Genomic DNA, 13,571 nt, shown 5'->3' on the forward strand with positions numbered 1-13,571 from the left:
ATCACCCTAACGACTCTATGGCCGAGATATCCAGGTTGGACAGAGCATCCCGCGCGCGGCCTTGCCCGGGGATGAGGATATCCGGAGCGATCTCGAGCAAAGGCACCAGGGCGAAGGCACGCTCGTGCAGATGCGGATGCGGCACCTGCAGGCCGGGCTCGGCGATCACCGCATCGCCATACAGCAGCAGGTCCAGGTCCAGGGTGCGCGGACCCCAGCGCGATGCGGCCTCGCGTTGACGACCGAAATCGCGCTCGACCGCTAGCAAAGCCTCCAGCAATGGGCGCGCTGGCAGTTGCGTTTCCAGCATGGCCACGCCATTGATGAAATCGGCCTGTCGTTCCAGCCCCCATGCCGGCGTGCGGTACAGACTGGAGGCCCGCAGCAGGCGGGTTTCTGGCAAGCCGGCCAAAGCCTGGACGGCCGAGCGCAGAGTCGCGACGGCATCGCCCAGGTTGCCGCCCAGGCCGACGAAGACGATGATCGGACGGGTCATTCCGCGGCGGGCGCGGCGCTGCCGGAGCGGCGGCGACGGCGGCGGCGCTTGGGCGGCGCGGCGTCGTCTTCGGCATAGACATCGCGTGGAGCGGCCACGCCCAGAGCGGCGGACAGTTCTTCACCCGACTGGGTCTGGGCTTCACGCCAGAACGCCACGTCTTCGGCATGCTCGCTGGAAGCGGTCAACCGCAGCAGCAGAAAATCGTAGGCGGCGCGGAAACGCGGATGCGCCAGCAGACGCATCACCCGCTTGCGCTGCCTGGAGCTGAAGCGCGATTGCAGCAGCCAGATTTCCTGCATGGGCAGCGAGAAACGGCGCGGCAAGGCGACCGTGCCGAGCTGATGCAAGGTCACCCGGTCGGCGGCGCGGCGCTGGGCCTCTTCCGCATTCACGCCCTGCGCCTGCAGGCCGATCAGCGCGCGGCAATATGCCGGCCACAGCAGCAGCGCGAACAGGAACGCCGGCGAAACCGGTTCGTCGTTGGCCACGCGGGCATCGGTGCCGCGCAAGCCTTCCAGCAACATGCCGCGCAAGGCGCCGCTGCGGTTGGAAGCCAGTGCCGCTGCGGTTTCGGGCAGGATCGCCGGCAGCAGACCGAAGCGCTCGAGGCCTTCGAAACTGGCCACGGCATTGCCGGACAGGAACAGCTTCAACAGCTCTTCGAACAATCTCGCCGGAGCGGCCTCGGAAAGCAGCGGCGCCAGCCGCGCGATCGGTTCGGCCGAGGCGGGATCTATCTCGAAACCCAGTTTGCCGGCCAGCCGTACCGCACGCAGCATCCGCACAGGATCCTCGCGGTAGCGCTGCTCGGGGTCGCCGATCAGCTTCATCTTGCGCGCCTGCACGTCCTCGAAACCGCCGACGTAGTCGCGCACCGAGAAATCCTCGATGGCGTAATACAGCGCGTTGGCGGTGAAATCGCGGCGCACCGCGTCGTCCTCGATGGTTCCGTAGACGTTGTCGCGCAACAGACGGCCGCCTTCGTGCTGTTCGCGGTCGCCGCTGCCGTCGTCGACATTAGCGCGGAAGGTGGCGACCTCGATGATCTCGCGGCCGAACACCACATGCGCCAGGCGGAACCGCCGGCCGATCAGGCGGCTGTTGCGGAACAGCGCTTTGACCTGCTCCGGAGTGGCGTCGGTGGCGATGTCGAAATCCTTCGGATGCCCCCCGACCAGCAGGTCGCGGACCGCGCCGCCGACCAGATAGCCGGCGAAGCCCGAATCCCGCAACCGGTACAGCACGCGCAACGCATTCGGGCTGATGTCCCTGCGCGAGATGTTGTGCTGATCGCGCGGGATGACGCGCAGGGAGATGGCGGCGGTTGGATGGGCTTGCGACGTAATGGTGGCGGGTCCGTCTGTAGGAATGTTTCGGGTCGGTTCTGGGCTGGTTCCGGCCTGTCGGGCATTTGCCGCAGGCATGGGCAGGCGAATATACTAGTCCGTCACAGCGCCGCTTACCAAAAGCTCCCTTCGTCTAACGGTTAGGACGTGGCCCTCTCAAGGCTAAAATAGGGATTCGAATTCCCTAGGGAGCACCATTTCCCTGTTCCGCGCCCTGAGCAACCGCTCCGGTCCGGGCAATCGCTGACAAAGCCCGGCCTTCTGGCCGGGCTTTGTTTATGCGGACCGCGCGATATCGGCGATGCCGCGCAACAGTGCCCTTGAGGTGCTCTAAACTTGCCGCACCTCCCACCGGACCGGACCCATGCCCTTCGTCGTCACCGAGAACTGCATCAAGTGCAAGTACACCGACTGCGTGGAGGTGTGCCCGGTGGACTGTTTCCATGAAGGACCCAACTTCCTGGTGATCGACCCGGACGAGTGCATCGACTGCACCCTGTGCGAGCCCGAATGCCCCATCAACGCCATCTATCCCGAAGACGACGTACCGGCCGGACAGGAAGGCTACGTGGCCCTGAACAAGGAACTGGCGATGGCCTGGCCGGTCATCACCGTGCGCAAGGAAGCCCTGCCCGACGCGAAGGAATGGGAAGGGAAAACAGACAAGCTGCCGTTGCTGGAGCGCTGAGCACGGGCTCAGCGGCAGGCTGCAACGAAAAAGGGCGCCCAGGGCGCCCTTTTCGCAATTCTAGAACCGGTCCGATCAGCCGCCCAGCTTCGCCTTCAGCGCCGCGATCAGCTTCGGCGCCGAACCGGCCGCCGGCAGGCCGCGCGGATCGACGGCCGACACATACGCGCCGGCTTCCACCGCCACCACCCGCACCAGGAAGTTGCTGCCTTCGTAGTTGACGTCGTAGCTGCCCAGCAACTGGGCGCGGCTGGCGATGGTCAGGCCGTCCACGCCCGCCAGCGCATCGCCGACCTTGGCGAACACTTCATCGCGCGCGCCGGCCACGTTGAAGCCGGTCGCCGACGTCGCTGCGCTCTGGGTGGCGGCAACCTGGCCGCCCACCGGCGGCAGCTTCATGGCGCCGGCGGTGTTGGGCAGGTTCAAGTCCGGCGGCACTTCCAGCGGCCTGGTTTCGGCGCTCATCGCATAGTCCGGGTTGCCCTTGCGGAACCACTTGCAGCCGGTGACGCCAAGCACGGCGATGGCCAGTGCCGCAAAGGCGAGCGGGCGCAGGAACGGGGAGTAGGAACGCATTGTGTAATCTCCTGGGAGTTCTGGTATTAAGCCGCGACTACGTCGCGACCGGCTTTGGATCAGGCCGCGATGGCTTCGCGGCTGGATTGTTCTTCTAAGGCGGTGGCGGCCGCATGCAGGCGGTCCGCCTCGGCCACATGGGCTTCGGAAAGCGGCAACAGCGGCAGGCGCAGGCCCGCACCGTAACCCAAACGCTGCAACAGCGCCTTCACCGGGATGGGGTTGGATTCGACCCCGAAGAAGGAATAGAACGCCTGCATTTGCGCGTCCTGATGCTCAGCCCGCGCGCGCTCGCCACGGCGGGCGAGATCGCAGAGTGTGCGGAAAGAACGCGGCAACGCATTGGAGCCCACCGATATCAGGCCATCGGCGCCGGCCAGCAGCGCGCGGCACGCGGTGGGATCGTCGCCGCTGAGCACGGCGAAGCCGTCGCTGCGCAACGCCAGCAGGGCGGCCATGCGCTCGGGCTCGGAGCGCGCTTCCTTGATGCCGACGATGTTCGGATGCGAAACCAGCTCGGCCACCGTCTCGGGCAGCAGATCGCAGCCGGTACGGCCGGGCACGTTGTACAGCACCACCGGCAGGCCGCCCTGATCGGCCACGGCGCGGTAATGGGCGATCAGCCCGGCCTGGGTCGGGCGCACGTAGGGAGGGGTCACCACCAGCGCCAGATTGGCGCCGCCGGCAGCGGCGCGGCGGGTCTGGGCGATGGTCTTGGCGGTGTTCATCTGGCCGGTGCCCGCCAGGATGGGGATCCGTCCGGCCACGGCTTCGACCGCGGTTTTCAGCAGCAGGTCGTATTCGTCATCGGCCAGCGCCGCGGCTTCTCCGGTCGAACCGGCCACCACCAGGCCCTGGGTGCCGCCATCGAGCTGCTGCTGCAGCAAACGGCGCCAGGCATCGAGATCCAGATCGCCGGCAACCGTGAACGGTGTCGCAAGTGCGGTGATACTGCCGGAAAGGGACAAGCGGTTGCCTTCGAAATGGGGTCGCGCGGATCGCCGCGCACCCTGCGATGTTACTTGCGGCTGGAAAGCGCGGGCAAGTATGCTGGGCCATGCACTGGGCACCTGCCCGGTCGCCATTCAGACTAGAAGTGATGCCGGAAGCTCCATTGACCGATTCGACCGCCCGGCCTTCGCCGAACGAAAACCATCTCCTGATCAACGCCTATACGACGCATCCGGAGTCGCCGCTCTTGTCGGTGACCCGCCGGATCGCCGATAGCGGCTGCAATCTGGTCGACGCGCGCCTTTCCACCGTGGGCCGGGATGTATCGGTGACCGCGCTGGCGACCGGCTCGTGGGACGCGGTAGCCAAGCTGGAAGCCATGCTGACCCGGCTGGAACGCGAGGAAAGCATGAAGCTGGTCTGGTACCGCACCGGCGCCAAGGTGGTGCAGTCCAACCTGCTGCCGTACATCGTGGAAGTGGTGGCGGCCGACAAGCCCGGCATCCTGTTCCAGCTGGCCGATTTCTTCGATCGCCAGGGCATCACCATAGAAAACCTGCAAAGCACGCGTTACCGCGCCATGCAGACCGGCGCGGAGATGTTTTCGGCGCAGGTGACCATCGGCGTACCCGCCAACATGCACATCGCCGCCCTGCGCGACGATTTCCTCGAATTCTGCGACCACCTGAACCTGGACGCGATCATGGACCCGATGAAGTTCTGACCTGATGACCGCAACCGGCACGGCCCTGAGCAAAACCACGCTGAAGCTTCCGCTGGCGCTGTCCGGCGGGCAAACCGCGAAACTCTCCGACTACGCCGGCCAGTGGCTGGTGCTGTATTTCTATCCGAAGGACAGCACGCCGGGCTGCACCACCGAAGGCATCGACTTCAACGCCTTGCTGCCGAAATTCAAGAAGCTCAACGCGACGGTGCTGGGCGTGTCCCGCGACTCGGTCAAATCCCACGACAATTTCTGCGCCAAGCAGGGCTTCAGGTTCCCACTGGTCAGCGATGCCGACGAAGCGTTGTGCAAAGCCTTCGATGTGATCCACGAGAAGAACATGTACGGCCGCAAGGTGCTGGGCGTGGTCCGCAGCACTTTCCTGATCTCGCCCGAAGGGCGCATCGCGCAGGAATGGCGCGGAGTGAAGGTCGCCGGCCATGCCGAGGCCGTGCTGGAAGCCCTGAAGGTCGCAAGCAAGCAGTGACCTTTCCCCTGTCCTCATCGCGCCACTGCCCCGCCTTGCGGGCCGCGGTGGTCGGCCGTCGTTTCCGTTTCCACGTTCCATCCGCAGCAACCCATCCACACCCCACCCTCCATGAGGCTGTCTAGATGACCCGAAGCAAGCGCATCTACGTGTTGGATACCAATGTGCTGATGCACGATCCGACCGCGCTGTTCAAGTTCGAGGAACACGATGTCTTCCTGCCCATGCAGGTCATCGAGGAATTGGACAACGCCAAGAAAGGCATGACCGAAGTCAGCCGCAACGCGCGCCAGGTAAGCCGCTTCCTCAATGAGCTGATCGAAGGCGCCGGCGCCGAACAGATCGACGCGGGCATCGTGCTCAGCCATCCGCAGGGTCTGCAGCTCAAATCGCAGAGCGCGATCGGCAAGCTTTATTTCCAGACCAAGCCGGTGGCGCTGGACCGCACCTTCGGCACCGTCGCTCCCGACAACAAGATCCTCGCCGCGGTATTGGAGCTGCGCGAACAGCATCCCGAGGTGCCGGTCATCCTGGTGTCCAAGGATATCAATCTGCGCATCAAGGCCGCGATCAGCGGACTGGTGGCCGAGGACTACGAAAACGACCGGGCGCTGGACGATTTCAGCCTGCTGTTCACCGGCGCCACCGAGCTTCCCACCGATTTCTGGGACCGCCACGAGAAAGATCTGCGCTCATGGAGCGACAAGGCCGGCCGCACCAGCTACGAAGTCAGCATCACCGACGACGAGGACTGGTACCCCAACCAGTTTCTGTATCTGCCGGGCGAGGACGAAGTTGAATTCCGCGTCGCCAAGATCGGAACGGACAAGAAAGCGACCCTGGCGCTGGCCGACGATTTCCGCAGCACCCAACACGCGGTCTGGGGCATCACCGCGCGCAACCGCGAGCAGAATTTCGCCCTCAACGCGTTGATGGATCCGGAAATCGACTTCGTCAGCCTGCTCGGCACCGCCGGCACCGGCAAGACCCTGCTCGCGCTGGCCGCGGGCCTGGCCCAGACCATGGACCAGCAGCGCTACCGCGAGATCATCATGACCCGCGCCACCGTCAGCGTGGGCGAGGACATCGGCTTCCTGCCCGGTACCGAGGAAGAGAAGATGACGCCCTGGATGGGCGCGCTGACCGACAACCTGGAAGTGCTGACCCACAACCAGGACGGCGGCGCCTGGGGCCGTGCTGCGACCAACGACCTGCTCGCCTCGCGCATCAAGATCCGTTCGATGAACTTCATGCGCGGCCGCACCTTCCTCAGCCGCTACCTGATCCTGGACGAGGCGCAGAACCTCACGCCCAAGCAGATGAAGACGCTGATCACCCGCGCCGGCCCCGGCACCAAGATCGTCTGCCTGGGCAATGTGGAGCAGATCGACACCCCGTACCTCACCGAAACCACCTCGGGCCTGACCTACGCCGTCGACCGCTTCAAGAATTGGGCGCACAGCGCGCATATCACCCTGCGCCGGGGAGAGCGTTCGAGGTTGGCCGACTACGCGTCCGAAGTGTTGTAAGCAGCATGGGCGTGCGGCTACCCCGCTGGGTTTGGATCGGGGCAGGCGCGCTGGCGTCGGTTGCCGGAATGGTGAACGTGGTGGGTTTCCTCGGTTTCGAGCATCAGGCCGTGACTCACCTTACCGGCACCACATCGTTGCTGGGGGCTGCGATAACCCATGGCGACGCGCGTGCGGTCTGGCACCTGCTGGGCATCACGGCGGCCTTCATGATCGGCGCGGCGCTGAGCGGGGTGATCGTGCAGGACAGCGCGTTGCGGCTGGGCCGCCGTTATGGCGTGACGCTGGCGCTGGAATCCCTGTTGCTATTCGCCGCCATCCCTCTGTTCAAGCAGCAGCAGATTTTCGGAGCTCTCCTGGCCGCGATGGCCTGCGGACTGCAGAACGCCATGGCGACGACCTACAGCGGGGCGGTGGTGCGCACGACGCACTTGAGCGGCATGTTCACTGATCTGGGCATCGGCCTGGGGCATGCGTTGCGCGGGATGCCGCTACCCAAGCGACGCCTGATGCTAAGCGCGCTGATCATCGCCGGCTTCCTGGCCGGCGGCGTGGCGGGCGCCTGGCTATTCCGACGCCTGGGCTATGATGCGTTGCTGGTGCCGGCGACACTGACGGGCCTGGTTGGTTTCGGTTATGCCGGTTATCGCCAATGGCGATCGATGCGGCAGGATATCGGCGCCTAGGCCAATCCGCTCACGGCATGTATCGCCGACACGGATTGCCGGGGCGATATCCGAATGCCCGCAGGTCTTCCGCGCGCGACCATTCGCGCGCGCTGGCCGAACCGCTCGGTAGGCGCCGGCACACGGGGAGATGCGAACATGCAACCGATCACGCCGAAACAGTACGCGCAGCTGTTCGTTCCCAAGCTCTACACGGTGCTGCGCGGCGGTTACGGGTGGACCGAACTGCGCGCCGACGCCATTGCCGGGCTCACGGTCGCCATCGTCGCGCTGCCACTGGCCATGGCGCTGGCCATCGCCAGCGGCACCACTCCCGAGAAAGGCCTGTATACCGCGATCATCGCCGGCTTCCTGATCTCCGCGCTGGGCGGATCGCGGGTGCAGATCGGCGGGCCGACGGCGGCGTTCATTCCGGTCGTGTTCGTGGTGATCCAGAAGTTCGGCTTCGGCGGCCTGATCCTGTGCACGTTGCTGGCCGGACTGATGCTGATCGGCGCCGGCCTGCTGCGCTTGGGCACGCTGATGAAATACATGCCGCAACCGGTGATCACCGGCTTCACCGCCGGTATCGCAGTCAGCATCTTCTCCAGCCAGGTCAAGGATGTGCTGGGGTTGCAGATGGAAAGTGTGCCGGTGGAGTTCTTCGCGCGCTGGTCCGCATACACCAGGCACATCACAACCACGCAACCGGCAGCGGTCGCGCTGGCGGTGTTGGGCCTTGCCATCATCATCGTGCTGCGGCGCTGGAAGCCGAATTGGCCCGGTTTCCTGATCGCCCTGCTGGTCTGCACCGGCGTCTGCATCGTGTTCGCGATGCCGGCAGAAACCATCGGTAGCCGCTTCGGCAGTTTGCCGTCATCGTTGCCGGTCTTCGATTTTCCGCGCATCCCGTTCGAACGCACTTTCGAACTGTTGCCCAGCGCCTTCACCATCGCCTTTCTGGCCGGCGTTGAATCCTTGTTGTCGGCAGTGGTCGCCGACGGCATGACCGGCGGCCGTCATCGTTCCAACGGCGAACTGGTGGCGCAGGGAGTGGCCAACGTCGGCGCGGCGCTGTTCGGCGGCTTGCCTGCGACCGGCGCGATCGCCCGTACCGCCACCAACATACGCGCTGGCGGGCGTTCGCCGGTGGCGGGCATGCTGCATGCGGTTTTCCTGCTGGTTTTCATGCTGCTGCTGACGCCGTGGATGCGCTATGTGCCGCTGGCCGCGCTGGCGGCGGTGCTGCTGGTGGTGGCCTGGAACATGAGCGAATACCAGCATTTCCGGCACACGATGTCGGCGCCCAAGGGCGACCGGCTGGTGCTGCTGCTGACCTTTTTCCTGACGGTGTTCTTCGATCTGACCATCGCCATCGAGGCGGGCATCGTGGTGGCTGCTTTCGTCTTCATGTTCCGCATGGCCGATGCGTTCGAAGTCAGTTCCGGGATCAGGCTGATCGACGAAAACGGCGACGACCGCGCCGGCGGCGCCGATCCCACGCAACGTGCGCGCCTGCCCGAGGGCGTGGAAGCGTTTCAGATCAGCGGGCCGCTCTTCTTCGGTGCGGCCAGTCGGCTGGACGAATTGCTCGACCAGTTTTTCGAGACGCCGAAGGTCTTCATACTGCGCATGCGTCTGGTGCCGATCATCGACGCCAGCGGCGTGCACGCGCTGAAAACGCTGTTCGACCGCTGCCGCCGCCGGGGCATCGTGCTGATCATCTCGGGTTTGCAGGCCCAGCCGCGCCAGGTTGCCAGTAAGATGCACTTGAATTCGCGCGAAGGCGAACTGCATTTCGTCGCGGATTTCGAATCGGCGCTGCAGCTGGCCGAAACCCTGGTCGATGCCGACGGAAAGACAAAGGCCACCGACGCTTGAACACGCAAACTCTCTCCGCATTGACCATCGCCGGCTCCGATTCCGGCGGCGGCGCCGGCATCCAGGCCGACCTGAAGACCTTCGCTGCGCACAGCGTGCACGGGCTATCGGCAATTGCCGCGCTGACCGCGCAGCACACACGCGGAGTCGTTGCGGTGAACGTCCCTCCCGTGGACTTCCTGCACGCGCAGATTGAGGCCTGTTTCGAGGACTTCGACATCGGCGCGGTCAAACTGGGCATGCTGGCCAATGCCGACGTGATCGATGCGGTCGCCGATGCATTGCAGGCGCATAAGCCCGCCTTCATCGTTCTGGACCCGGTGATGGTGGCGACCAGCGGCGCGAAACTGCTGGAAGACGAGGCCCTGGATGCCTTGCGTCAGCGCCTGATTCCATTGGCCTCGGTGATTACGCCCAACCTGCCGGAAGCCGAACTGCTGCTGGGCCATGCCATTGCCGACGGCGCGGCAATGCGCGCGGCCGCCGTAGAACTGCTGTCGCTGGGCGCCACCTCCGTATTCCTGAAAGGCGGCCATCTGCCGGACGACGGAGATGTGATCGATCTGTTCGCAGACTCCACAGGCATCGTCGAGATCGCGCACCCGCGCTTGCGCATCGAAGCCCATGGCACCGGCTGCACGCTGGCCTCGGCGGTCGCGGCTAACCTGTGCCAGGGCCTTGCGCTGACCGAAGCCTGCTCCGCTGCGTCGGACTACGTGCATGCCGCTCTGCGCAAAGGCTACCGTCCGGGACGCGGCGAGATAGTGGTGCTCGATCATTTCGGAGCGGCGCCGGCACGATGAGCATCCAGGAACTCGAACTCCCGCTGTCCACGGACGACGGTCACCGTTACAACCTCATCGCACGCGTCCCCGCGCATCCGCAGGCTTCATTGCTCTGGCTGCCGGCGCTGGGCGTGGCGGCGCGGCACTACCTTCCGTTCGCCGATGCGCTGGCGGCCAGGGGCGTCGCGGTGTTCCTGCAGGAAATGCGCGGCAACGGCAGCAGCAACCTGCGCCCGAGCCGGCAGGTGGACTGGGGCTATCGCCACATACTGACCCTGGACATCGCGCGCAGCCATGCTGCGGTGGCCGAGCACTGCCAAGCGAAGCAACGCATCATCGGCGGCCACAGCATCGGTGCGCAGTTCGCCGCGTGCTACCTGGGACTGCATCCCGATGCGTTCGACCGCTTGTGGCCGGTGGCCAGCGGTTCGCCGTATTGGCGCAACTTTCCTGCGCCCAAACGCTATGCCTTCCCCTTCGCCTTCCAGTTCGTACCCTGGATCGCCGACCGGCGCGGCGCTTTCCATGGCAGGCGCTTCGGCTTTGCGGGCGACGAGGCGCGCAGCCTGATGCGCGACTGGGCGAACGTGGGCCTCAGCAACCGCTACGCGGCCGCCGGCATGGAAACGGATCTCGAGCAGACGCTGTCCCGCGTCGGGGTCCCGATCGACGCAGTGCTGCTGAAGGACGACTGGTTCGCGCCGCGCCGCTCGATGCAGGCCCTTTTGGACAAGATGCCGCAAGCGGCAGCGACCATTCGCATCCTGGACCGCACCGCGCTGGGCGCGAACGCGGACCACTTCGCCTGGATGAAACAACCTCAGGCGGTAGCCAGCCTTCTGTCCGGTTCCGTCGCCAGCAACGAGGCGTAGCCCTGCGGATTGAGCGACTGCCAGCGCCAGGCGTCGCGGCACATGGCATCGACATCCAACTCCGCCCGCCAACCCAGCAAGCGCTGGGCAAGCGAAGGATCGGCATACACTTCGGCCACATCGCCCTCGCGCCGGTCGATGATCTGGTAAGGAATGCTGCGGCCCGAAGCCTTCTCGAACCCACGCACCAGCTCCAGCACGCTCACGCCGCGCCCGGTTCCCAGGTTGACGGTGAGATTGCGATCCTCGCTGGCCAGATAGTCCAGTGCGTCGGCATGGGCGCGTGCCAAATCCATGACGTGGATGTAGTCGCGTACGCCGGTGCCGTCGATGGTGGGCCAGTCGCCACCGAACACGCTCAGCTTCTCGCGCAGCCCCACCGCCACCTGGCAGATGTAGGGCATCAGATTGTTGGGAACGCCGCCGGGGTCCTCGCCCACCATGCCGGACTCGTGCGCCCCGACCGGATTGAAGTAACGCAGGTTGGCGGCCCGGAACGACGGATCGGCCCGGCACACGTCGCCGATCAATTCCTCCATCACCAGCTTGGTGCGTCCATAAGGATTGGTGACTTGCAAGCGTGCGTTTTCGTCGATGGGCAGGCGCTCGGGATCGCCGTAGACGGTCGCCGAGGAACTGAACACCAGGTTGCGCACATCCGCCTCGCGCATGGCCTGCAGCAGGTTGATAGTGCCGCCGATGTTGTTGTCGAAATAGTCCAGCGGCCGTTCGCAGGATTCGCCGACCGCCTTGAGCGCGGCGAAATGGACCACGGCGTCGAACCGCCGCGAAGAGAACAAGCGCGAAAGCGCGGTGCGGTCGCGCATATCGACGCGGTGGAAATTGACGGACGACCCGGCCAGCGTTTCAAGCCGATGCAGCACTTGCGGAGAACTGTTGCTGAAATTATCCGCCAAGGTCACTTCATGCCCGCGCGCGGTCAGCACCAGATAGGTATGGCAACCGATATAGCCGGTTCCGCCGCAAAGCAGTATGCGCATGGTCTGTTTCCCCTGGTTTACCGGGCGGTCTTGCGTCCGGCACTACAGGTTTACGCAATACGGCGATGGCGGCGGACATGGGCCGCCGTTGTCCTCAACGGGACGTTTTGCGCGTTCAGTGGTCCAACAAGGGGGATTCCGCATCCACCGTGTGCAGCGCGGCTGCAGACGGCATCGGCTAGACTCCGTCCGCCCAGCATGTTGTCCACCCAGCATGTCCACTCAATAGACGAGAGCCACCTTCCGTATGGATGCCGCACTGCCTTCGCGCGACCAGATCAGCATCGCCGTCATCGGCCTGGGTTATGTGGGTCTGCCGCTGGCAGCCACCTTCGGACGCCGCTTCAAGACCTTGGGATTCGACATCAACGCCAAGCGCGTGGCCGAGTTGCGCCAGCACCACGACCATACGCTGGAGGTTTCGGAAGAAGAGCTGCGCGAAGCGAAGGATCTGAGCTTCGCCAGCAACGCTGAAGAGCTGAAGGGCTGCAACGTCTTCATCATCACCGTGCCCACCCCGATCGACGAGTACAAGCGGCCCGATCTGCGCCCGCTGGAGTCGGCCAGCCGCACAGTGGGCCGGGCGATCGGCAAAGGCGGCGTGGCGATCTACGAATCCACGGTCTACCCCGGCGCGACCGAGGAAGTCTGCGTGCCCATCATCGAGGCCGAATCGGGCCTGACCTTCAACCAGGACTTCTATGCGGGCTACAGCCCCGAGCGCATCAACCCGGGCGACAAGCAGCACCGCCTGGAGACGATCATGAAGGTGACCTCCGGCTCCACTGCCGAGGCCGCGGACTTCATCGACGACCTGTACCGGCAGATCATCACCGCCGGCACGCACAAGGCCTCCAGCATCCGCGTGGCCGAGGCTGCGAAGGTGATCGAAAACACCCAGCGCGACGTCAACATCGCCCTGATCAACGAACTGGCGCTGATCTTCCACCGCCTGGGCATCGACACCCATGAAGTGTTGGAAGCCGCAGGCACCAAGTGGAACTTCCTGCCCTTCCGCCCCGGCCTGGTCGGCGGCCACTGCATCGGCGTGGACCCCTATTACCTGACCCACAAGGCGCAGCAGATCGGCTACCACCCCGACGTGATCCTGGCCGGGCGCCGCATCAACGACGGCATGGGCAGCCATGTCGCGCGCCGCACCGCCAAGCTGATGGCGCAGCGCAATCTGCAGACCACCCAGTCCAACATCCTGGTGCTGGGCCTGGCCTTCAAGGAAAACTGCCCCGACGTGCGCAACACGCGAGTGGTGGATATCGTGGCCGAACTGCGCAGCTACAACGCCAACGTGCATATCCACGATCCGTGGGTCAATGCCGACGAAGCGCGCCACGAATACGGCCTGGAGCTGATCGCCCAACCGGAAGCCGGCAAGTACGACGCGATCATCCTGGCGGTCTCGCACCGGGAATTCATCGCGCTGGGTGCCGAAGGCATCCGGGCCTTCGGCAAGCCCGATGCGGTGTTGTTCGACGTCAAGCGCGCCCTTCCCCGGCAGAGCGTCGATGATTGCCTGTGAGGCCGTCGAAAACTGCCCGGCGAGAGTGTC

General features: G+C 65.1%; 14 protein-coding genes and 1 tRNA gene. 10 read left to right on the forward strand and 5 right to left on the reverse strand.

All coding sequences use genetic code 11. From position 1 onward, the window contains the following. Position 1: 1 nt before the first annotated feature. Together folK and pcnB are read right to left on the reverse strand one after the other, a co-directional pair. On the reverse strand, positions 2 to 496 hold the full coding sequence (gene folK / locus BLR66_RS04890) for a 2-amino-4-hydroxy-6-hydroxymethyldihydropteridine diphosphokinase (protein WP_093280475.1): 495 nt from the start codon (positions 494 to 496) through the stop codon (positions 2 to 4). Further along, positions 493 to 1,923, reverse strand: a complete 1,431-nt coding sequence (gene pcnB / locus BLR66_RS04895; protein WP_093280476.1) for a polynucleotide adenylyltransferase PcnB — start codon at positions 1,921 to 1,923, stop codon at positions 493 to 495. Before pcnB ends, folK begins: the two co-directional genes overlap by 4 nt. 44 nt (positions 1,924 to 1,967) lie before the next feature. Here pcnB and BLR66_RS04900 point away from each other — a divergent pair. Next, positions 1,968 to 2,042, forward strand: a tRNA-Glu gene (locus BLR66_RS04900). 167 nt (positions 2,043 to 2,209) lie between these two features. Next, on the forward strand, positions 2,210 to 2,533 hold the full coding sequence (fdxA, locus tag BLR66_RS04905) for a ferredoxin FdxA (RefSeq protein WP_093280480.1): 324 nt from the start codon (positions 2,210 to 2,212) through the stop codon (positions 2,531 to 2,533). 75 nt (positions 2,534 to 2,608) lie between these two features. Here fdxA and BLR66_RS04910 read toward each other — a convergent pair whose 3' ends face one another. After that, positions 2,609 to 3,109 carry a hypothetical protein gene (locus BLR66_RS04910; protein WP_093280481.1) on the reverse strand — a complete coding sequence of 167 codons (501 nt, stop codon included), beginning with the start codon at positions 3,107 to 3,109 and terminating at the stop codon, positions 2,609 to 2,611. Between the two features lie 59 nt (positions 3,110 to 3,168). Next, a complete protein-coding gene (gene dapA, locus BLR66_RS04915; protein ID WP_176943760.1) occupies positions 3,169 to 4,077 on the reverse strand; it encodes a 4-hydroxy-tetrahydrodipicolinate synthase in 909 nt (302 codons plus the stop codon). A gap of 131 nt (positions 4,078 to 4,208) precedes the next feature. Between dapA and BLR66_RS04920 the strand changes: the two genes are divergently transcribed. From BLR66_RS04920 to BLR66_RS04950, 7 genes are all read left to right on the forward strand, one after another. Then, complete coding sequence (locus BLR66_RS04920) at positions 4,209 to 4,784, forward strand: glycine cleavage system transcriptional repressor (RefSeq protein ID WP_093280486.1); 576 nt, start codon at positions 4,209 to 4,211, stop codon at positions 4,782 to 4,784. Between the two features lie 4 nt (positions 4,785 to 4,788). Continuing rightward, the gene (locus tag BLR66_RS04925; RefSeq protein WP_093280488.1) at positions 4,789 to 5,271 is read left to right on the forward strand and encodes a peroxiredoxin; all 483 of its coding nucleotides are present in this window, start codon (positions 4,789 to 4,791) and stop codon (positions 5,269 to 5,271) included. A 125-nt stretch (positions 5,272 to 5,396) separates the two neighbouring features. Further along, on the forward strand, positions 5,397 to 6,800 hold the full coding sequence (locus BLR66_RS04930; protein WP_093280489.1) for a PhoH family protein: 1,404 nt from the start codon (positions 5,397 to 5,399) through the stop codon (positions 6,798 to 6,800). A gap of 5 nt (positions 6,801 to 6,805) precedes the next feature. Further along, positions 6,806 to 7,486, forward strand: a complete 681-nt coding sequence (locus BLR66_RS04935) for a YoaK family protein (RefSeq protein WP_093280490.1) — start codon at positions 6,806 to 6,808, stop codon at positions 7,484 to 7,486. A 138-nt stretch (positions 7,487 to 7,624) separates the two neighbouring features. Next, positions 7,625 to 9,346, forward strand: a complete 1,722-nt coding sequence (locus BLR66_RS04940) for a SulP family inorganic anion transporter (RefSeq protein WP_093280492.1) — start codon at positions 7,625 to 7,627, stop codon at positions 9,344 to 9,346. Continuing rightward, the gene (gene thiD / locus BLR66_RS04945; protein WP_093280495.1) at positions 9,343 to 10,149 is read left to right on the forward strand and encodes a bifunctional hydroxymethylpyrimidine kinase/phosphomethylpyrimidine kinase; all 807 of its coding nucleotides are present in this window, start codon (positions 9,343 to 9,345) and stop codon (positions 10,147 to 10,149) included. Before BLR66_RS04940 ends, thiD begins: the two co-directional genes overlap by 4 nt. Next, positions 10,146 to 11,003: an alpha/beta hydrolase family protein gene (locus BLR66_RS04950; protein WP_093280496.1), complete on the forward strand. Its 858-nt coding sequence runs from the start codon at positions 10,146 to 10,148 to the stop codon at positions 11,001 to 11,003. Before thiD ends, BLR66_RS04950 begins: the two co-directional genes overlap by 4 nt. Here BLR66_RS04950 and galE read toward each other — a convergent pair. After that, positions 10,952 to 12,004 carry a UDP-glucose 4-epimerase GalE gene (gene galE, locus BLR66_RS04955; RefSeq protein ID WP_093280497.1) on the reverse strand — a complete coding sequence of 351 codons (1,053 nt, stop codon included), beginning with the start codon at positions 12,002 to 12,004 and terminating at the stop codon, positions 10,952 to 10,954. The two genes, BLR66_RS04950 and galE, sit on opposite strands and share 52 nt — an antisense overlap. Before the next feature lie 247 nt (positions 12,005 to 12,251). Here galE and tviB point away from each other — a divergent pair, with 247 nt between their 5' ends. Further along, the gene (gene tviB, locus BLR66_RS04960; RefSeq protein WP_304442081.1) at positions 12,252 to 13,541 is read left to right on the forward strand and encodes a Vi polysaccharide biosynthesis UDP-N-acetylglucosamine C-6 dehydrogenase TviB; all 1,290 of its coding nucleotides are present in this window, start codon (positions 12,252 to 12,254) and stop codon (positions 13,539 to 13,541) included. The last annotated feature ends 30 nt before the right edge of the window (positions 13,542 to 13,571 follow it).

The organism is Pseudoxanthomonas sp. CF125, assembly GCF_900104085.1.
Classification (GTDB): Bacteria; Pseudomonadota; Gammaproteobacteria; order Xanthomonadales; family Xanthomonadaceae; genus Pseudoxanthomonas_A.